Source organism: Streptosporangium sp. NPDC006930 (assembly GCF_040635605.1).
In the GTDB taxonomy this organism is placed as follows: Bacteria; Actinomycetota; Actinomycetes; order Streptosporangiales; family Streptosporangiaceae; genus Streptosporangium.
Map to the genome: position 1 here is coordinate 60,474 of NZ_JBEYID010000026.1, position 19,892 is coordinate 80,365.

General features: G+C 69.5%; 17 protein-coding genes. 10 read left to right on the forward strand and 7 right to left on the reverse strand.

Annotation, left to right across the window (positions count from 1 at the left end; genetic code table 11):
• Window positions 1-14 precede the first annotated feature (14 nt).
• The 3 genes from ABZ664_RS33465 to ABZ664_RS33475 all read left to right on the forward strand — a co-directional run bounded on the left by ABZ664_RS33465 (window position 15) and on the right by ABZ664_RS33475 (window position 3,991).
• Entirely contained in the window at window positions 15-755 is a 741-nt protein-coding gene (locus ABZ664_RS33465) for a LuxR C-terminal-related transcriptional regulator (RefSeq protein ID WP_362519092.1), read from the forward strand.
• 75 nt (window positions 756-830) lie between these two features.
• Window positions 831-1,772, forward strand: coding sequence for a hypothetical protein (locus tag ABZ664_RS33470; RefSeq protein WP_362519095.1), 942 nt, complete (start codon window positions 831-833; stop codon window positions 1,770-1,772).
• A gap of 767 nt (window positions 1,773-2,539) precedes the next feature.
• Window positions 2,540-3,991, forward strand: a complete 1,452-nt coding sequence (locus tag ABZ664_RS33475) for an amidase (RefSeq protein WP_362519098.1) — start codon at window positions 2,540-2,542, stop codon at window positions 3,989-3,991.
• A gap of 55 nt (window positions 3,992-4,046) precedes the next feature.
• On the opposite strand, the gene ABZ664_RS33480 is transcribed toward ABZ664_RS33475, so the two are convergent.
• Window positions 4,047-4,700 (reverse strand): helix-turn-helix domain-containing protein, encoded by a 654-nt coding sequence (locus tag ABZ664_RS33480; protein ID WP_362519101.1) that lies wholly within the window; start codon window positions 4,698-4,700, stop codon window positions 4,047-4,049.
• Between the two features lie 103 nt (window positions 4,701-4,803).
• Between ABZ664_RS33480 and ABZ664_RS33485 the strand changes: the two genes are divergently transcribed.
• Window positions 4,804-6,366 (forward strand): FAD-dependent oxidoreductase, encoded by a 1,563-nt coding sequence (locus tag ABZ664_RS33485; RefSeq protein WP_362519104.1) that lies wholly within the window; start codon window positions 4,804-4,806, stop codon window positions 6,364-6,366.
• Between the two features lie 78 nt (window positions 6,367-6,444).
• Here ABZ664_RS33485 and ABZ664_RS33490 read toward each other — a convergent pair whose 3' ends face one another.
• Complete coding sequence (locus tag ABZ664_RS33490) at window positions 6,445-7,524, reverse strand: epoxide hydrolase family protein (RefSeq protein WP_362519106.1); 1,080 nt, start codon at window positions 7,522-7,524, stop codon at window positions 6,445-6,447.
• 258 nt (window positions 7,525-7,782) lie between these two features.
• Here ABZ664_RS33490 and ABZ664_RS33495 point away from each other — a divergent pair, with 258 nt between their 5' ends.
• A complete protein-coding gene (locus ABZ664_RS33495; protein WP_362519109.1) occupies window positions 7,783-8,223 on the forward strand; it encodes a MarR family transcriptional regulator in 441 nt (146 codons plus the stop codon).
• A 91-nt stretch (window positions 8,224-8,314) separates the two neighbouring features.
• Window positions 8,315-9,073, forward strand: a complete 759-nt coding sequence (locus tag ABZ664_RS33500; protein ID WP_362519112.1) for a sulfite exporter TauE/SafE family protein — start codon at window positions 8,315-8,317, stop codon at window positions 9,071-9,073.
• 26 nt (window positions 9,074-9,099) lie between these two features.
• Here the strand turns inward: ABZ664_RS33500 and ABZ664_RS33505 are convergent, their stop codons facing one another.
• The 3 genes from ABZ664_RS33505 to ABZ664_RS33515 form a co-directional block, all read right to left on the reverse strand.
• Window positions 9,100-10,614, reverse strand: coding sequence for a long-chain fatty acid--CoA ligase (locus ABZ664_RS33505; protein WP_362519115.1), 1,515 nt, complete (start codon window positions 10,612-10,614; stop codon window positions 9,100-9,102).
• Complete coding sequence (locus ABZ664_RS33510; protein WP_362519118.1) at window positions 10,607-11,938, reverse strand: MFS transporter; 1,332 nt, start codon at window positions 11,936-11,938, stop codon at window positions 10,607-10,609. Before ABZ664_RS33510 ends, ABZ664_RS33505 begins: the two co-directional genes overlap by 8 nt.
• 91 nt (window positions 11,939-12,029) lie before the next feature.
• A complete protein-coding gene (locus tag ABZ664_RS33515; protein ID WP_362519122.1) occupies window positions 12,030-12,896 on the reverse strand; it encodes an amidohydrolase family protein in 867 nt (288 codons plus the stop codon).
• A 39-nt stretch (window positions 12,897-12,935) separates the two neighbouring features.
• Between ABZ664_RS33515 and ABZ664_RS33520 the strand changes: the two genes are divergently transcribed.
• The gene (locus ABZ664_RS33520; RefSeq protein ID WP_362519125.1) at window positions 12,936-13,802 is read left to right on the forward strand and encodes a PaaX family transcriptional regulator C-terminal domain-containing protein; all 867 of its coding nucleotides are present in this window, start codon (window positions 12,936-12,938) and stop codon (window positions 13,800-13,802) included.
• On the opposite strand, the gene ABZ664_RS33525 is transcribed toward ABZ664_RS33520, so the two are convergent.
• Window positions 13,792-15,144: a PHB depolymerase family esterase gene (locus ABZ664_RS33525; RefSeq protein WP_362519129.1), complete on the reverse strand. Its 1,353-nt coding sequence runs from the start codon at window positions 15,142-15,144 to the stop codon at window positions 13,792-13,794. The genes ABZ664_RS33520 and ABZ664_RS33525 overlap by 11 nt on opposite strands.
• Before the next feature lie 228 nt (window positions 15,145-15,372).
• On the opposite strand from ABZ664_RS33525, the gene ABZ664_RS33530 reads away from it, so the two are divergent.
• Genes ABZ664_RS33530 through ABZ664_RS33540 form a run of 3 tightly spaced genes read left to right on the forward strand, consistent with a single transcriptional unit; the run spans window position 15,373 to window position 17,624 of the window.
• On the forward strand, window positions 15,373-15,888 hold the full coding sequence (locus ABZ664_RS33530; protein ID WP_362519132.1) for a MarR family transcriptional regulator: 516 nt from the start codon (window positions 15,373-15,375) through the stop codon (window positions 15,886-15,888).
• Between the two features lie 58 nt (window positions 15,889-15,946).
• Window positions 15,947-16,615: a HEAT repeat domain-containing protein gene (locus ABZ664_RS33535; RefSeq protein ID WP_362519136.1), complete on the forward strand. Its 669-nt coding sequence runs from the start codon at window positions 15,947-15,949 to the stop codon at window positions 16,613-16,615.
• A 7-nt stretch (window positions 16,616-16,622) separates the two neighbouring features.
• Window positions 16,623-17,624 (forward strand): HEAT repeat domain-containing protein, encoded by a 1,002-nt coding sequence (locus tag ABZ664_RS33540; protein ID WP_362519141.1) that lies wholly within the window; start codon window positions 16,623-16,625, stop codon window positions 17,622-17,624.
• A 93-nt stretch (window positions 17,625-17,717) separates the two neighbouring features.
• Here the strand turns inward: ABZ664_RS33540 and ligA are convergent, their stop codons facing one another.
• Complete coding sequence (gene ligA / locus ABZ664_RS33545; RefSeq protein ID WP_362519144.1) at window positions 17,718-19,829, reverse strand: NAD-dependent DNA ligase LigA; 2,112 nt, start codon at window positions 19,827-19,829, stop codon at window positions 17,718-17,720.
• Window positions 19,830-19,892 lie beyond the last annotated feature (63 nt).

The following is a 19,892-nucleotide window of genomic DNA, read 5'->3' on the forward strand; positions in this document are numbered from 1 at the left end:
GAAAGGATCATGCGATGAGCACGAGAACGATGGATGCGGGCGAGCGGATCGCCGCGCCTCTTTTCGGCCGCCGCCGGATCCTGTCCGTCTTCTGGCTGGCCGAGGACGAGATCTCCTTCTACGGGCTGCCGCTGCTGCTGTGCCGGGTACCGCACGTGGTCAGGGCGACGGTCGGCCGAAGCGTGACGGAGGCCGGCCAGGCGCTCGGCGGAGGGGACTTCGACGTGGTGGTGCTGCCGGTCGCGACGGTGCCGCAGGTGGTGGCCGCCGCCGGTACGCCCTGTGGCCGCACCAGGGTGCTGGCACTGATGCGAACGGAGGAGGCGCGCCACCTGTCCCCCGTCGCCGGCGACCACGGTGTCGACGGCTGCCTGCTGTGGGACGTGGTCAACGTCGCCGGATTGTCCGACGCCTTCGCGCACCTGCTCAGCGGCGACCTGCCCACCCTGCCGGTCGCGCCGTCCGTGTCGCCGTCTGCGCCGCCGGTCGCGTCTTCCCCCCAGACCGCCGGCGCCGAGCTGACCGACCGGCTGACCGAGCGCGAGCACACGGCGCTCGCCCTGCTGCTGCGCGGAATGAGCAACAACCAGATCGCCCGCGCCATGGGCATCTCGATCCACGGCGTCAAACGGCACGTCTCGAACCTGCTCGTGAAGTTCGACTGCTCCAACCGGACGGAGGTGGCGCTGGTCGCGCAGCGGCTGGGACTCAGCTCCGCCACCGGTGTCCCCCGCGTCAACCCGGCGGTCAGGTGAAGGGCGGCACCGCCGCCCTTCCCGAATTCGCATATCGCCCGTACCCCGCAGTGACCGAAGAGAAGTGGAGCGACAATGGACGTCCCCCCCATGGAACTCAGTGGTCGCGTTCCCCTCGTGCGCGCCGACGATCTCGACGCCGACATGCAGAAGGCGGCGCAGGCCATCAGGACCCAGCTGACCGACTGGGGCTTCATGGCCGCCGAGGTCCCCGGCCTCGGCGCACGCGTCCGCACCATGATGGAGGAATTCGCCTCGGCGTGCCGATCGGCGGAGCCGCGGCTGGCCGACTACGCGCAATCGTCGGTACCCCAGCTGTCCGTCGGCGGCACGCACGGGTTCTTCCCCTACAACTCCGAGATCCCGCGCCTGGCCAACGGCGTGCCCGATCCCAAGGAGTTCATTCACGTCAGCGGGGCGCTGCTGGCCGACCAGCCGCCCGGCGCCGGTGACGTCCTGCGCGCCTTCCCGGCGTTCGGGGCGGCGGCGGCCGGCGTGTTCGACACCGCGTTCCGGCTGATCTCCCTGTTCGGCGAGGTCGTCCGCGGCATGATGGCGCCCGGCACCCCCGAGCTGGACCTGTCGCGGGAGGCCACGAACCTGCGGGTGATCCGCTACCGGGACGTGGGCGACCGCGAGGTGCTGGCGCACGAGCACTCGGGCATCCAGATGCTCGGCCTGCAGCTGCCGCCTTCCGACCAGGGGCTGCAGTACGTGCTGCACGACGGCACCTGGGTGGAGCCGGTGATCGCCGGCACCGACGTGGTCCTGTGCAACATCGGCCGGATGTTGACGAGTGCCTCCGACGGGCGTTTTCGGCCGTCGACGCACCGGGTGCACACCAAGCCCATGCCGTCCGGCTACGAACGTCTGTCGTCGGTGCTGTTCGCCTACCCTCCGCACAAGGCACCCCAGTGGAAGATGGTCGACGGTGAGGTGGTGACGCTCGACGCGACGTGGGGCGACTTCATCGAGAGCCGGTTCCAGGGCCTGGGCGAGCGGCAGCCGGAGTCCTGACGAAGAGAGGTCCTGGTAGTGACGAGGAAATTCCCCACGAAGTAGTATCTGACCTGCGGCGACGGCCGCGTTTGACGGATTGCTGATCACTGCCGCTACGTTCGTTCCGGTTTCGTCCGGTACGGCAGGTACAGGTGGTGCGTCGTCCGAGAAGATGTTCTCCGAGGAGCGGCTGGAGCAGCCGCGCTCGTCCCCGGAGTTCACCGGCGATGAGTCGATCCGGTATTTCACGCCGCCGACGGCGAGTGTGGCCTTCGTCGATCCGGGCAAGGGGCGGGGACCGGTAGACCGGCTGGGCATGCCGGTCCAGCCGGGCACCCCGCCCTGGCTCGGGTTCGTGCCCGGCGACGTGACCGCCGCGCCGCCCGCGGCAATGGCACGGGCGGCCGGAACACGGTCATTCACGGCGGCCAGGTGCTGTCCACCCACACCTATGTCTCCAACCAATGGTCAACCCGTTTAAAAAGAGTCAACCGGATTACTGGACAATTCCCGCGCGCTATGGCCTACGGTCGAGCGAATAGCCTGTGGCCGGCGAGAGATATGACGGGCGTTGAGACATCCGTCTCGTTGCGCGAAACGGAATTTCATGCCCTCGCCAAGGGCTCTGACCTGCTGCCGACCTTGCTGAACTGCGAAAAGCCGCCTTTGGCCAGCAGAACGGGTGTGTGACTTCGACGGATAAAGGCGGCCGTTTCGACTTTCCGGATGATGCGGGCGACTTGCGGGGGGATGAGCGTTCGCGACACGCCATTAGAGTCAAATTCATGGAATGGAACTTTCAAGCGGCCGAAGACCTCGCAGCTGCATTGCGTGCCGGTGAAGTGAGCTCGGTGGAACTGGCCGACGAGGCGATCGCCCGTATCGAGCGGGACGACAAAGCGATCAACGCGATCTGCGTACCGGACTTCGACCGTGCGCGGGCCGCCGCGCACGGTGCCGACCTGGCGCGCGCCCGGGGCGAGGACCGGCCGCTGCTCGGCATTCCGGTGACGGTCAAGGAGTCGTACAACGTCGCCGGGCTGCCCACGACCTGGGGCATGCCGGCGCACCGGAGCTACATGCCGGCCGAGGACGCGGTACAGGTGTCGCGACTCAGGGCCGCGGGAGCGGTGGTGCTCGGCAAGACCAACGTGCCGTTGGGGCTGCAAGACATACAGAGCTTCAACGAGATCCACGGCACCACCAACAACCCGTGGGATCACGGTCGCACGCCGGGCGGATCCTCCGGCGGATCGGCGGCGGCCCTGGCGTCCGGGTTCGGCGCGCTGTCCATCGGCTCCGACCTCGCCGGTTCGCTGCGCACCCCCGCGCATTTCTGCGGTGTCTACGCGCACAAGCCGACACTCGGACTGGCGGCGAACCGCGGTATGGTCCCGCCGTCCGAGCCGGCATTGCCGATCGACCTCGACCTCGCCGTCGTCGGCCCGATGGCGCGCACCGCCCGTGACCTCACGCTCCTGCTCGACGTCATGGCCGGACCGGACCCGCTGACGCTCGGCGTGGCGCACGACTTGACGCTGCCGCCCGCCCGCCACGAGCGGCTCTGCGATTTCCGGGTCTTGGTCCTTGAGGAGCATCCGCTGATTTCGACCGGGTCCGCTGTGCGGGCGGGCGTGAACCGGGTGGCAGACGCGCTCGTCGACGGCGGTGCCCGCGTCGAACGGCGCAGTCCGCTGCTGCCCGATCTGACCGAAGCCGCGATGCTCTACATGCAGTTGCTGGTTTCGGGCTCCGTCGCGCGTTTTCCCGTCGAATCGCACGAGCGGCTGCGGACCCGCGCCGCCGGACTGAGCGCGGACGACCGCAGTCTTGACGCCGTGCGGTTGCGCGGCATGGTGTTCAGCCACCGCGACTGGATGGAGGCGGACAACCGTCGCGAGGTCCACCGCCACGGCTGGCGGCAACTGTTCGCCGAGTTCGATGTCGTGGTGTGTCCGATCACGCCGACGCCCGCGTTCCCGCACGACCACAGCCCCAATCCGCTGGAACGGTGGATCGACATCGACGGCGTCGAGTACCCGTACTTCGACCAGCTCGTCTGGGCCGGTCTGGCCACCATGCCCGGCCTGCCGGCCACTGCCGTACCGGCGGGCCGGTCCCCCGAGGGTCTGCCGGTGGGAGTGCAGCTCATCGGTCCGATGTTCGAGGACCGCACCCCGCTGCGGCTGGCCGAACTGCTCGAGCAGAAGATCGGCGGCTTCCACTCACCGAGATAGAGCATATCGCCGGGTATCCGCTGGCTGCCGGGGCGCCGTTTCCCGGGAAGGGAGTTCACCGACGCCGGTGGCGGAGTGCTCGCTGCTCGGCGACGTCGAGTGCGGGTGTGAGGGGGGCGAGCGTGGCGCGAAGGAGGTCCGGTAGTGAGCCGGACGGCACGACGAGCCCGCTGGTCGTGGAGGACGAGACGGTCGTCTGCAGCCACTGCTCGAGCGCCACGCGAACCGCGGCGGCCACGCTCGCCGCGAGCACCCGTGCGGTGTGCGGGTCGCCGTCGCCGAGACGTTCGGCGATCGCATCGGTGAGGGGGTGCTCGATCGCGGTGGTGGTTTCGACGAACGCGTCGCGCAGCGCGGGGCGGGTGGTGATCAGCAGCAGCGCGCCCTGGCCGGATTCGTCCGGGGCGGTGTACTGATCCACGATCGCCTCGATGACGGCGTCGGCGAGGCCGACGCCGCGGGGCCGGCCGGTCACCGCCGCCGCGACCCGCGCCTCCCGTTCGCCGGCGACGGCGGCGACGATCGCCTGTTCGCGGCTGGAGAAGTAGTTGTTGTACGTCCTGGGTGAGACGCCGGCGGCCTCGGCGATGTCATCGACGCGCACGTTGTCGGGTCCACGCTCAAGAGCCAGCCGCAGGGCCGCCGTGCGCAGGGCCTCTCGGGTGGCCTGCTTCTTCTGCTCGCGCAGCCCCGTGCGTCTCGTCGTCACCGTCTCAGCATCTCACCTTGAATGCGTGTACGCAAACTTGCCTACACGCAACTTTTTTCCTAGCCTGGGCGTCCTCTCACCTCGGGCGAACAAGGGAGTGCACATGATCACGGATGTCGTCATCGTCGGCGGCGGTCCGAACGGGCTGATGCTGGCCTGCGAGCTGAGCCTGGCGGGGGTCCGGCCGGTCGTGCTGGAGCGGTTGCCGGAGCCGAGCGAGGAACCGAAGGCGAACGGATTGCTCGGCCAGGTCGTCAGGCTGCTCGACCGCCGGGGGCTGTACGAACGTCTCAGCGGCAGCCCGGAGCCGCCACGGCCGAACTCCGCCTACTTCATGTTCGGCGCGCTGGGCCTGGACCTGAGTCTGCTGGAGGACAGCCCCGTCTACGCCCTGCCGGTGCCGCAGCGACGCATCGTGCAGGTTCTGCAGGAGCGCGCCGTCGAGTTGGGCGTGGAGATCCGGCGCGGACATGAGGTCGTCGGCCTGTCGCAGGACGACGAGGCGGTCACCGTCGACGTCGCGGGCCCGGGTGGGACCTACCACCTGCGGGCCCGGTACCTTGTCGGCGCGGACGGAGCCCACAGCGTCACCCGCAAGCTGTCGGGCATCGGATTCCCCGGAGTCACCTACGACCGGATGACCGTGCGCTCGGCGCATGTGACGGTCCCGGCGGACCGGGTCGATCCCGCGACCGGTGCGCTGAACGTGCCCGGCTACGGCGCCGTTTCGCCGTTCATGCCCCACCGCACCGAGCACGGAGGGTTCTCCTACGCGCCGATGCCCGGCCACCCGCCGCTGCTCAGCACCACGGAGTGGGACCAGCCCATGACCGAGGCCTCGATGAGCCTGGAGGAGTTACGGGCGAGCATCCGCCGCGTGCTCGGCGTCGAGGTGCCGCTCGGCCCGCCCGACGGCCAGGGACCGCACGTGCTGCGCCGGCTGAGTGGCGGTAACACCCGGGTCGCCGAACGCTTCGCCGACGGCCGGGTGTTCCTGATCGGCGACGCCGCTCACGTGTACGCCGCCACGGGGGGCGGTCCAGGGCTCAACCTCGGCCTGCAGGACGCGGTCAATCTCGGCTGGAAACTCGCCACCGAGATCCGGGCGGGCGCCCCGTCCGGACTGCTGGACAGCTACGAGACGGAGCGGCGATCGGCCGCCCGGCGCATGGTGCTGAACGCGCAGGCGCAGGCGGCCCTGATCGCCCCCGGCAGCGATGTCACCGGACTGCGCGAGGTGTTCACCGAACTGCTCCGCGACCCGGACACCGTGCGGCGCCTGGCCGAACTCACCGCGGGCGCCGACGTCCGCTACGACATGGGCGCAGGCGAGGCGCATCCTCTGACCGGACGGTTCGCCCCGGACCTGGACCTGCACACCCCGGCCGGTCCGGTCCGGCTGGCCGAGCTGACCACAACCGCACGCCCTTTGCTGCTCGACCTGACCGAAGAGGCGTCGCTGGCAAAGGCCCTCGCCCTGCGGCACGACCAGGTCGATGTCGTCACGGCGCGCTCCCAGGCCCCCGCGCCCACCGCCCTGCTCCTTCGACCGGACTGCTATGTGGCCTGGGCATCCGCGTCACCCCGGCCCGATCCCACGGAGATCGCGACACTCCGGGCAGCCTTGCGGCGGTGGTTCGGAGTCACCAAGCCTGCCCACACCTGAGGCAGCCGGCGCCGGTCCGGCATCCGTTCCGGCCCCGAGCATCAAGAGAGGTGGCACTGAACATGGTTCGTCGGACCCCTACCTGATGTGGGTGAAGAAGTCCAGGACGTCCCCGGCGAGCAGCTCCGGCACCTCCATCGCGGCGAAGTGGCCACCGCGCTCGAACTCCGACCAGTGCCTGATGTCGTACAGCCGCTCGGCCAGCGGTCGCACCGACTGCGTGATGTCGTGCGCGAACACCGCCACGCCGACCGGCACCGGGCACGGCTCGACCCGCCGCGCGGCCTCACGTGCCAGCCGCGCCGAGGAGGCCGCGGTGGCGGTCAGCCAGTACAGCGAGATGTCGGTGAGCATCCGCTCGTCGCCGATCCGCGAGCGCGGGTCCGTCCACTGCGCGAAGCGCTCGGCGATCCAGGCCAGCTGGCCGACCGGCGAGTCGGTGAGCGCGTAACCGATGGTCTGCGGGGTGGTGGCCTGCAGAGCCTGGTACGGCGGGCGGTTGGCCATCAACCGCCTGACCTTCTCCAGCCGGGCCTCGTCCGCTTCCGACAACTCAAGGCCGGCGTCGGGGTCCGGCCGGGTCGGCAGGTAGTTGACGTGCACCCCGACGACCTGCTCGGGTGCCACCGAGCCGAGCGCCATCGAGATGCCCGAGCCGAAGTCGCCGCCTTGTGCGCCGTAGCGCTCGTACCCCAGACGGCGCATCAGCTCGGCCCAGGCCCGCGCGACCCGGACGATGTCCCAGCCGCGCTCGTGGGTCGGCCCGGAGAAGCCGAAGCCCGGGATGGAGGGGATCACCAGGTGGAAGTCGCGCGACAGTGGCTCGATCACGTCGAGGAACTCCAGGAACGACCCCGGCCAGCCGTGGGTGAGGACGAGCGCGAGCGCGTCCGGCCTCGGAGAGCGGACGTGGACGAAGTGGATGTTCTGGCCGTCGATCTCGGTGGTGAAGTGCGCGAGCTCGTTCAGCTTGACCTCGTGCGCCCGCCAGTCGTAGCCGGTGCGCCAGTGTTCGGCGAGTTCCTTCAGCCGCGCCAGCGGGAAGCCGTAGTCCCATCCGGCCTCGGCGACCTCGTTGGGCCAGCGGGTGCGCGAGAGCCGGTCGGCCAGGTCGTCGAGGTCTGCCTGGGGGATGTCGATGCGGAACGGCTTGATCATGGTCTTGGCTCCAGGGGATTCGCCCGGCGCCCGGATGTTCGGACGGGCCGGTGTCGATGAGGTCGGTGCGGACGGCGAGGGGCGGCGGGTGCCGGTTTCGAACCACGCTCGCGCGGGTGTCCGCGGCGTGCCGGAAAGTGATCGGTTCTCGCGTGTTCAGACGGTCGTGGCCGGCATCGTTTTGTTGGCGTGACCAACGTTGGCGTCGCCCACTATATACAGATTTATTGGTCATACCAACGATGTATGGTGGCTGGTGTGGAAAAAACACCCGCCCGCCTAGCTGCGAAGCCGAGCTGGCTGCTCACCCAGCTGGCGGTGCACGCCCACCGCCTGGCCTCCGACGGCTTCGCCGAGGTGGGGGCGCGCGGATACCACTACCGGATCCTGGCCGCGCTGGAGGAGTTCGGGGTGGCCAGTCAGGCCGAGCTCGGCCGCCGGTGCAACATGGACCGCAGTGACGTCGTGGCGGCGATCAACGAGCTGGCCGGGCAGGGCCTGGTCGAGCGGACACCGGACCCCGATGACCGAAGGCGCAACCTGGTGACCCCCACCCCGGCGGGTGATCGGCAGCTGCGGCGCCTGGACCGGGCGCTCGACAAGGCGCAGGAGGACCTGCTCGGACCGCTCGCGGCCGAGGACCGGCAGGTCCTGACCCGTCTGCTCACCCAGCTGCTCGCACACCACCAGCGGGGGTGAGCGGCGCACGGATCGCGCCGAGGCCGGCCGGGACGGAGAAAAAGCCGTTGATCACCCTCGCCGCGCGAGGGAAAGCTGTACCAAATCACTGGTGAAGAGAACCCGCGAGGAGCCGGTCGTGGCGAGTGGCTTGATGGTCGTCCTCGTGCTGGGCGTCATCATGGTGGCGGGAGCCTCGGTGCAGCGGCTGGCGGGAATCGGGTTCGCGCTCGTGTCGGTGCCCGCGCTGGTGCTGCTGCTGGGCCCGGCCGAGGGCGTGGTGCTCGCCAACTGCGCGGCCGGCGCCATCAGCGCGGTCGGCCTCGCCGGCACCTGGCGCCAGGTGCGCCTGGCCGCGATGGTCCCGCTGGTCGTCGCGGCCGCCTGCACGGTACCGGCCGGGGCCTGGGTGGCCGCCCGCCTGCCCGAGCCGGTGCTGCTGGCCGGTATGGGGGTGCTGGTGAGCGTGGCCGTGGCGCTGGTGATGTGGGGTGCCCGGGTGCCGGCCCTGCGCGGCGTCAAAGGCGCGGTGGCCGCCGGTGCCGCGAGCGGGTTCATGAACTCCTCGGCCGGAGTGGGCGGCCCCGCGGTCTCCCTGTACGCGGTGAACGCGGGCTGGACGGTACGGGAGTTCGTGCCGAACGCCCAGTTCTACGGGGTGGTGGTGAACGCCTTCTCCGTGACGGCCAAAGGCGTGCCGCAGCTGCCCGCCCCGGTCTGGTTGCTGGTCGCGGCCTCGATCGCGGCGGGCTCGGCGATCGGCGCGGCACTGGCTCGGCGGGTTCCGGAAAGGCCGGCCCGGCTGGTGGTGCTGCTGCTCGCGCTGGGCGGCGGGCTCACCACGCTGGGCAAAGGACTGTGGGAGCTGTGAGCGGGCCACCTCGCGTCGTCTGCCGATTATCCGGGCAAGGGGCGGTCGCGGAGCTCGGATTTGCGGATCTTGCCCGACCCCGTCTTCGGCAGCGCGTCGACGATCTCGAAACGGACGGGGATCTTGTACTTCGCGAGCCGGGAACGCAGAAAGCCCGTCAGTTCGCCGGGGGCGACGCCGGCGCCGGGACGAAGCACGACGAAAGCGCGGCCCACCTCTCCCCATCTCTGGTCCGCCATCCCCACCACGGCGGCCTCCGCCACGGCCGGATGCGCGAAGAGCGCCTCTTCGACCTCCGCCGGGTAGACGTTCTCCCCGCCGGAGATGTACATGTCCTTGATGCGGTCGACGATGCTCAGATGGCCCTCCTCGTCCATGATCGCGATGTCGCCGGAGCGGAACCAGCCGTCCTCGGTCAGCGCGGCGGCACTGGCCTGCGGGTCCCGCCAGTAGCCGGGGGTGACGTTCGGCCCCTGGATGAGCACCTCGCCCGGCTCCCCGACCGGTGCCGTCGTGAGGTCGGGGCGTGCCACCCGCACGCTGGAGAAGAAGACCGGCACCCCGGCCGAGCCCGCCTTGCGCACGCTCTCGCCCGCCTCCAGGAAGGTCGCGCCGGGGGCGGTCTCGGTCAGTCCGTAGCCCTGGCAGAAGACCAGGCCCCTTTCCTGGTAGGTGCGGATCAGCGCCACGGGGATGGCCGCGCCGCCGGCCATGAGGGTGCGCAGCGACGACAGGTCGGCCTCGGCCCAGCGCGGTGACCTGGCGAAGTCGGCGAACATCGTGGTGACGCCGAACATCCACGTCACCCGGTGTTTCTCGATGAGGTCGTAGCACACCTCGGCGTCCCAGGACGGCATGATCACCGAGGTGCCGCCCTTGAGGAAGGTCGGCAGCAGCGTCTGGTTCAGGGCCGCGACGTGGAAGAGCGGCGCGCTGATCAGCGTCACCTCCGTGCTCGTCACATCCACGCCGACCATCATGTTGAAGCAGTTCCACACCAGGTTGGCGTGGCTGAGCATCGCCCCCTTGGGGCTGCCGGTCGTGCCGGAGGTGTAGAGGATGAGGGCGAGGTCGTCGAGCGCCACCGGGACGTCGATGGGATCGGGTTCGCCCCGCGACGCCCAGGTCTCGAAGTCGTGCTCCCCCGGCGCGGGCGAGCCCAGGGCCACGAGCGTGTACGGTCCGGGCAGGGCGCGCACCGTCTGCGCGCAGCCGGGGTCGTACACCAGCAGTGAGGCGCCCGAGTGGCGGAGCATGTAGCCGATCTCGGGCGCGGTCAGCCGGAAGTTCAGCGGGACGAAGACGGCCCCCAGCAGGTGGGTGGCGAACATGGTCTCGGCGAAGGCGACGTGGTTGGGGCCGAGGTAGGCGACTCGATCCCCCGCCCCGATTCCCTCCTCGCGCATCCGTGAGGCCAGGCGGGTCGCCCGCCGGTGGACGTCGGCGTAGCTGACGGATCGGCCCGCGAGGACGAACGCGGTGCGCTGAGGGCTCATCTGGGCTCGGCGGGCGGGCCAGCCGCCGAGCCCGGCGTTACGCATCGGTGGCGGCACGGATCGCCGGGGCGCCGGAGGTGAGGTCGTCGCCACTGGTCTCACGCAGGGCCAGCACGCACAGTACGGTCAGCAGGCAGCAGGCGGCGATGATCACCGAGATCGTCGTTGTGCTGCCGCCCCCGGAGGAGGCGTCCAGCTGGGCGAACAGCAGCGGGCCCAGACCCGCGCCGAGTCCGGCGAGCTGGTAGCCGAGCGAGGCGCCGGTGTAGCGGTTCCTGGTGGGGAAGAGCTCGGCGTACAGCGCCCCGAGCGGGCCGTACATCATCGGGTGGATGAGCGCCTGGCCGAGCACCAGCGCGATGACGAGCAGCGCGACGCTGCCGGCGTTCACCATCGGGAACAGCACGAAGCCGAAGGCGGCCATGAGCAGCGCGCCCGCCAGCACGATCGGACGGCGTCCGACCCGGTCCGAGAGCGCCGACCAGGCGATGATGCTCACCACGGCGAGCGCGGAGGAGAGCGTGAGGCCGTTCAGCACGGCTTGGCGGGTGAAACCGGTCCGGACGCCGTAGGCGATGAGATAGGTGGTCAGCGTGCCCTGGGCCACGAACGCCGACAGCCCGACACCCACCCCCAAAAGCAGGGTCCTGGGGTGGTTGCGCAACACCTCCAGCAACGGCATCCGGGCGGCGCGGCCGCCGGTGCCGGCCGCCTCGAACACGGGAGTCTCCTCGACCCGCAACCGGACGAACAGGCCGACCCCCAGCAGGAGGATGCTGAGCAGGAACGGCACCCGCCAGCCCCAGCTCAGGAAGGCCTGCTCACCCACGACGGCCGCGGTGCCGCTGAGCACGCCGGTGGAGAGCACCATGCCGAACGGGGCGCCGGCGTTGGTGAAGCTCGCCCACAGGCCGCGGCGGCTGCTCGCGTGTTCCGCCGACATCAGCACGGCGCCTCCCCATTCGCCGCCGATGGCCACGCCCTGCAGTACGCGAAGGGCGACCAGGGCGACGGGGGCCAGGGCGCCGATCTGCTCGTAGGTGGGCAGCACGCCGATGAGGAAGCTGGCGACACCCATCAGGGTCATGGTCAAGACCAGCATGCGCTTGCGGCCGAGCCGGTCGCCGAAGTGGCCGAAGATCACTCCGCCGAGCGGCCTGGCGAGGTACCCCGTGGCGAAGGTGCCGAAGCTGGCGACCGTGGCCGTGAGCGGGTCGAGCGAGGAGAAGAAGATCTTGCTGAAGACCACCGCCGAGGCCGTGGCGTACAGCAGGAAGTCGTAGTACTCGATCACGCTGCCCAGGAAGCTGGAGGCCACCGCGCGGCGCAGCTGAACCTGGTTGGGGGGAAAGACCGACGGGTTCGTCATGACTGAGCTCCTCAGTCCGAGAGCGAGCTACTGCGCTTGCTTGCCCGGAGGTTAGGCATTTTTGTGACGGACGTCAATCCTTTGCCCAGCATTAAAAGGTGCCGAGCCCGAGCAGGCGCACGGCGTTGTCCTTGAGGATCTTCGGGCGGACCTCGGGCTTGATGTCGAGGGCGTCGAAGTCGGCGAGCCATCGATCCGGCGTGATCATCGGGTAGTCGGATCCGAAGAGCACCTTGTCCTTCAGCAGCGTGTTGGCGTACCGGACGAGCTGCGGGGGAAAGTACTTCGGCGACCACCCCGACAGGTCGATGTAGACCTGCGGCTTGTGCGTGGCGACCGCCAGAGCCTCGTCCTGCCAGGGAAAGGACGGATGGGCGAGGATGATCCGCAGCTCGGGGAAGTCGACGGCGACGTCGTCGACCAGCATGGGGTTGGAGTACTTCAGCCGGATCCCGCCCCCGCCGGGCAGGCCGGCACCGATGCCGGTCTGGCCGGTGTGAAACAGCGCCGGCACGCCCATCTCCTCGATCGCCTCGTAAAGCGGGTAGGCCACCCGGTCGTCGGGCGCGATGCCCTGGACGCTCGGATGGAACTTGAAACCACGCACCCCGTGCTCGGCCACCAGCCGGCGCGCCTCGCGGACACCGGCCCTGCCCTTCCACGGATCGACGCTGGCGAAGGGGATCAGCACGTCGGCGTGGGCGGCGCAACTCGCCGCGACCTCCTCGTTCGAGATGCGCCGATGCCCGGTGGCGTGCTCGGCGTCGACGGTGAACACCACCGCCGCCATCCTGCGCTCGCGGTAGTAGGCGGCCATCTCGGCGATGGTGGGCCGAGAGTGCCCCTTGAAGTACTTCGCCGAGGCTCCGGCCAGCTCGTCGCTGAGCGAGGCGTGCCCGTCCGCGGAGACCTCCGCGTGCGTGTGCACGTCGATGGCGACCAGTTCGTCGACGTTCATGAACTCTCCTTGTGCACATATTTGACTTCCGTCAATTATGTGCCTGACATCTGGCCCGTCTACGCTTTCGGTGTGAACATCGGCGGCGAAGACGGACCGGCGGCGCCGTCCGCGCGCCCGCAGTCCCTGATATTCAGCTTCCTCGGCATCCACGCCCTGGATCGCGGCACCGCCATCTCCTCGGGCAGCATCATCGAGGTGTTCGCCCGCCTGGGCGTCTCGGAGGAGGCCGTCCGCTCCACGCTCGCCCGCATGGTCAAGCGCGACCTTCTGACCCGCTACCGGGTGGGGCGCAGGGTCTATGTCGGGCTCACCCCGCACGCCGAGGCGGTGCTGCGCGACGGACGCCGGCGGATCTGGGAGACCGGCGCGGTGAACCGCGACTGGGACGGCACCTGGACGGTCGTCGGGTTCTCCTTGCCCGACAGCCGCCGCAGCACCCGCCACGACCTGCGCTCCCGGCTCATCTGGGCCGGATTCGGCCCGCTGCAGAGCGGACTGTGGATCGCTCCCGGCGCGAAAGAGGTCTGCGGGGTGCTGGAGTCGCTGGAGGTCGACGATCACGTCACGGTGCTGACCGCGAGGGCGTTCAAACCCACCGAGGCCGCCGACCTGGTGGCCAAGGCCTTCGACATCGAGCAGATCGCCCAGCGCTATCGGGCCTTCCTCGCCAGGTGGGACCTCACCCGGCCGCTGCCCGACGCGCCGGACGATCTCGTACGGCAACTGGTGCTGCACACCGACTGGCTGCAACTCGTCCGCCAGGACCCTCATCTGCCGGCCGAGCACCTGCCTGGCGACTGGCCGGCGATCAGGGCCGAGCAGGTCTTCCGCGCGCGGGCCGAACAGTACGAACGGCCCGCGCTGAAGGTGGCCGGCGGCCTGCTGGACGAACTCACCCTATGACGCAGGCGGTCCCGTTCAGCGCGAACGCCGCCGGAGCCGAGTTCGTGCCGCTGTAGGTGCCCTGGAACCCGAAACTACCGCGGGCCTGCGGGGCGATGGTGGCGTTGTAGGAGACGTTGCGCGCGCTGACCTGGGAGCCCGACTGGGTCACCGTGGCGTTCCAGGCACTGGTGACCTGCTGGTTGCCCGGCCACGTCCAGGTCACGGTCCAGCCGTTGACGGGGGTCGACCCGGTGTTGGTCACGGTGACATCGGCGGTGAAGCCGTTGTTCCAGGTGTTGGGAAGGTAGGTGACCCGGCACCCGGCACCCGGGCCGGGGGTCGGGGTCGGCGACGGGGTCGGGGTCGGAGTGGGTGTGGGGGTCGGGGTGGGGGTCGGGGTGGGTGTGGGGGTGGGAGACGGGTTCGGCCCGCCGGTGAGGCCGAAGAACTGGATCGCGGCGGCGGCCATCCCGCTCGACGGCAGGCTGTGACCGGCCCCCTGGATGCTGTAGGCCTCGACCTGCACCGTGCCGGAGGCGTCGGCGTAGCGGCGGCGGTTCCAGTTCGCCTGCGGGGTGTCGCTGCTGGTGGGCGTCTGGCTCAGACCGAAGACGTTGGTCCACTGGTCGATCGCCTGCTGGTGGGTGGCGTAGTACACGAGGTTGTCGTTGGTGCCGTGCCAGAGCTGGACGCGCGGCCGGGGACCGCTGTAGCCGGGATAGGCGGCGCGCACCAGGTCTCCCCACTGCTGGGGCGTCTTGCTGATCCGCCCGGAGGCGCAGTTGCTCACGCCGGGCGAGGGAACGTAGTCGGCCTCGTTCGGGAAGCAGGCGAACGGCACCCCCATGAACGCCGCCCCGGCCTTGAAGACGTCGGGATAGTTGCCGAGCATGATGTTGGTCTCCATGCCGCCGGCCGAGGAGCCGGTGACGTAGATACGGTTGGCGTCACCGTTGTACCGCTGCCGGGTGTAGGTGATCATGGACAGCAGGGAGACCGGGTCGCTGCCGCCGTTGCGCACCTGCGAGGCCGCCGACCAGGAGTCGAAACAGTTGCCCTTCTTGGAGGCCGAGGGGTAGATGACGATGAAGCCACGCTGGTCGGCCAGGGTGCGGAACTCCGACCCCGAGAAGAAGCCCGGCCCGGTGCCGCCGCAACCGTGCATGGCGAGCACGATCGCGGGGCTGGACTGGACGTTGTCGGGCACATAAAGGTGCATCCGCAGGTTGCCGGGATTGGCGCCGAAACTCGTCACCTCGGTCAGGGTGGCGGCGGCGGCGGGCTGCCCGCCCACCAGGATCGTGGCGGCACACAGCATCGCGGCACAGACGGCCGCGAGCACAGCACTCCATTGCCTCATCGGCTCTCCTTCGCTTGACGTTCGCTCGGTGCACGAGCCGCAGCGCCGCCGACTCGCCCTGACATCAGCCGGTATAGGGGCGCGTCGCCAGGCGGTCAAGCTTCCCCCGTCCTGGATCATGGCCCCCAAACGATGAGAAATGCTGCTTGCGCTGGTTATCAAGCGATTTGTTATCAAGTAGCTTGATATTTGAGGCGCGAAACTTACATCGCCCGTTATCGTCATCCGGTGACCTCACGCCACGACCCCGCAGCCGACCAGCCGCCCAAAACGGCGCCTCACCTGAGCTACCTGGTCTACCGGCTGGAGCGTCGCATCCGCGCCCGACTCGACGAGGCACTCGTGCACTACGGCGTCACCACGACCGAATACATGGCACTCAGCGAACTGCGCATGCGCACCGGACTGTCCTCGGCCGAACTGGCCCGCATCGCCTTCGTCACACCACAGGCGATGAACCTGGTCGTACGCGACCTGGAACAACGCGGCCTGATCCACCGCGACGCACACCCCGACGGCGGCCGGGTCCTTCGCGCCCACCTCACCCGCGAAGGACAGGCCGCACTACGGCACTGCGACCGAGCACTCGACCGCATCGAAAAGGACATGCTCGCCGACGTCGACGACAGCACACGCACCACGCTGATGGAGGGCCTCACCCTCTGCACCCGCGCCTTGCGCCCCCCTGAGCCCACAAGCGCCGGACTTCGGCGGGCGAAGACGCCTGACGATCTCACGGCGTGATCCGGCTTGACCTTGACACAGTGACAAGGTCTTCACTGAGGGCCAGGAGGTGGCCCCCATGACCATGCCGCAACAGGACACCAACCCGATTCCAGCCCTCCAGGGACTGCAGGACGACGACCCGTCGGTACGGCTGCGAGCGGCGCTGACGCTCGGCACGACCCCCGACCCGCGCTTCATCGACAAGCTCATCGAACGATGCGCCATCGAAGACGAATTCCCCGTACGCGACACGCTCACCTGGGCACTCACCCGCCACCCCGCATCGATGACACTCCCCAGGCTCCTCGACGAGGCCCGCTCACCACGCGCCCAGGCACGAAGCCAGGCCCTGCACACCCTGTCCAAGATCGGAGATCGGCGGGCATGGCCGGCGATCACCCAGGCACTCCTGTCCGACACCGACGACGAGGTGGCACGCAGCGCCTGGCGAGCGGCCGTCGTGCTCGTACCCGAAGGCCAGGAGCCCGAACTGGCCGCAGCACTGTCGACACAACTCGGCCGCGGCGAACGCGAGACACAACTCAGCCTCAGCCGGGCGCTCATCGCCCTCGGCGAGGTGATCTCACCGATCCTGCACGCCGCCCGAACGCGAGCAGACCCCCGCGTGCGCGCGCACGCGATCGCCACCGAGCGACTGCTGCGCGACCCAGAAGCCGGATTCGAGTTCGCGATCGAGCAGGCCAAGCGCGTCGTGGCCCTCGGCGAAACCGGAAGGCAGGGATGATGAGACGGTGTTGATCGGTGAGGTGGCACGACGCTCCGGAGTCAGCGCCCGCATGCTCAGGCACTACGACACACTCGGCCTGGTGCGGCCAACAGGCCGCACCGGCGCCGGCTATCGCGAATACTCCGCAGCCGACATCCAGCGGATCTTCCACATCGAGAGCCTGCGATCGCTGGGACTGTCACTGCACGACGTCGGACGCGCGCTCGAAGACCCCGCCTTCACCCCCGCACAACTCGTCGAACACCTCATCGGCCAGACCCAGGAACGCATCGCGAGACAGACCGAGCTGCTCACACGCCTTCGCCGCATCGGCGCCGCGCAACCCGCCGACTGGAAGGAGGTCCTCCACACCGTCGAACTCCTCCAAGCGCTGAGATCAAAAAGCGCCGGCAAGCGCCAGCACGCGGCCCTGTCCTCGACCCAAGAGGCCTCGGTGCCGGTGGAGGCACTGGTCGAGGCAGTGCTCGGCGAGAAAGACCCCAACGTCGCCGGAGCCCTTCGATGGGCCCTGGCGCGATCAGGCGACAGCGGAGCGGCGCTGCTGGCCAAAGGCCTCGGCTCACCGACAGCCGAAGTGCGCGAACGTGCCGTCCAATCCATCGCCGAGATCCCGGACGCCAAGGCGACCACACTGCTGCGCGACGCCCTCGCCCACCCCGACCCCGTGGTCCGCAAACACGCAGCCCTGGCGCTCGGGACACGCGGCGTGACCGAGGCGATCCCGACACTCATCGACATGGTCGTCGAAGGCCCCAACGACGTCGACGCGGCCGACGCGCTGAGCACCCTGGCGAGCAGCCCCGCCCTGGCCGACCAGATCGCCACCGGCCTCATCGACCGCCTCACCCCCGGCACCGCCGAACCGCCGGCACGCCGACGCCTCGCGCAGGCGCTCGCGGACATCCCGGCGACCACCGCCTCACGCGCCCTCGCCGACCTCTCACACGACGAAGACCGCGCCGTCGCGCTCACCGCGGCCTACATCCTCAAGATGCGCCACGCCTGAGGACGAAGACGCGCCGGTGCGGGCGACGGAGTCTCGCCCGCAACCGTCCGCCGAAGCGACGCCGCCCCGACCGACACGCGACGAACGACCGGATCACAAAAACGAGCCAACGAGCCCGGCGAACTCCTCAGGACCGACGATCCGCACCCCCAAACTCTCGGCCTTGGCCCGCTTGGAACCCGCCTTCTCCCCCGCCACCAGCAACGACGTCTTCGCCGAGACACCCGAGGAGGACCTGCCCCCGGCACGCTCGATCAGCTCGTTCATCTGGTTGCGGGTCAAAGACTCCAAAGCCCCGCTCATGGAGCCGGTGACCACGACCGACATCCCGGCCAGCGGCAACCCGGACGTGCCACCCGGCTGCGCGGCGACCTCGCCCCCCTCGACACCGGTGACGACAGGGTCGACGAGCGCGACAGGAGGCGTCCAGCCGGGCTCGCTCATGGCGACCCCGGCCGCCACCAGCTTGTCGATCAACGGCGCGAGCTCGGCGAGCTCGGCCACCACCGCCGGAGCCTTCTTCGGGCCGATGCCCTCGACCGCCTCGATCGCCCCCGCATCGGCCGCGCGAATGGCGGCCATACTCCCGAAATGCCGGGCGATGCGACGGCTCATGGACCGGCCGGTACCGCGCACGCCCAGCGCACAGAACACCCTGCTGAGCGGCTGCGCCTTGGCCCGCTCGATCGCGGCGAGCAAATTGTCGGTACTCGTCTCCCCCATCCGCTCCAGGCCCAGCACCTGCTCGCGAGTCAGGAAGAACAGGTCGGCGAAGTCGGCGATCAACCCCGCGTTCAACAACTGCAGAATACGATTTTCCGCCAAACCCTCGATGTCAAGCTGGTCACGACCCGCGGCATAACCGATGGAGGCGATCGTCCGGCAGGCACGACCACGCACGCACCGCCACCGCTCCTGCGAGGTGTCGATCGCATCACCGCAGGTGGGACAGACCTTCGGGATCTCGATCGGCCGCTCATCACCGGTGCGCAGGTGCACCACCGGCGCCTCCACACGAGGAATCACATCACCCGCCTTGTAGACGGTCACACTGTCGCCCAACATCAAACCCCGACGCGCTATGTCAGAGGCGTTGTGAAGCGTGGCATAGGTGACGACACTGCCATCGAGCTCGACCGGCTCCAACACCGCACGCGGGGCGATGACACCGGTACGGCCGGTGTTCCACTCCACACCGACCAACTTGGTGATCTTCTCGGTGGCGGGCAGCTTGTAGGCGACGGCCCACCGCGGAGCACGCGAGCTGAAACCGGCCTGCGCCTGGTCCGCGGCGAGATCACACTTGATCACGATGCCGTCGATACCGAATGGCAACTCCGGCCGCACCGCGGCGATCTCCTCGACCCGCTCCCGCACCCCCTCCAACGCCTCGGCGACGATCCCGGCCACCGAGGTGGCCGCAGTGGTCTGCACCCCCTGCCCCGCGACCCACGCCATGACCTCGCTGTGCGGCAACCCACGCAGCCACTCAGCCGTCTCGGAGGTGTCATCGGGATACGGCAGCGCCCCATAGCCGAAGAAAGTCAACTCGCACACATACGGCCGATCCTGGGCGCGCAGCGTACCGGCGGCGGCGCTACGCGGGTTCGCGAACGTGGTGCCGTCATGCGCCTGCCGCTTGGCACAGGCCTCCTCGAACTGCGACGCCGTCATGAGCACCTCACCGCGCAACTCAACGCTGACCGGCTCGGCCAGCCTGGAAGGCAGCCCCACGACGGTGCCGATCGCGTGGGACACATCCTCACCGGCGGTACCGTCACCACGGGTCACAAGCCGCACCAGGCGGCCATGACGATAACGAGCCGAGATGGCCAGACCGTCGAGCTTGGGCTCGACACTCCACGCCGCCACCGGACGCCCAAGCCTGCGCTCCAGCGAGGCGGCCCAGTCGGCCAGCTGCCCGGCACCGAAGACGTTGTCCAAACTGAGCATCGGCACCGCGTGCGGCACATCGCCGACCACCGCACCCCCGGCCACCTTGCCCGTCGGCGAGGTCGCCAGCACCTCCTCAGGATGCTCGCCCTCATAAGCCTCGATGCCCCGGACCAACCGGTCATAGGCGTCGTCATCCAACGTGGAAGTGCCGTCACCGTAGTAGGCCGCAGCAGCGTCCAAGGCAAGCTGGACGGCTTCGGCATAGGCGGTCTGATCAGCGAGAAGAGTACTGGGGGGCGCGTCGGTCATGATCCCATCATCTCTCCCGGCACCGACATTTTCCGGCCGCCGAACGCCCCCAGCCCAAATGGC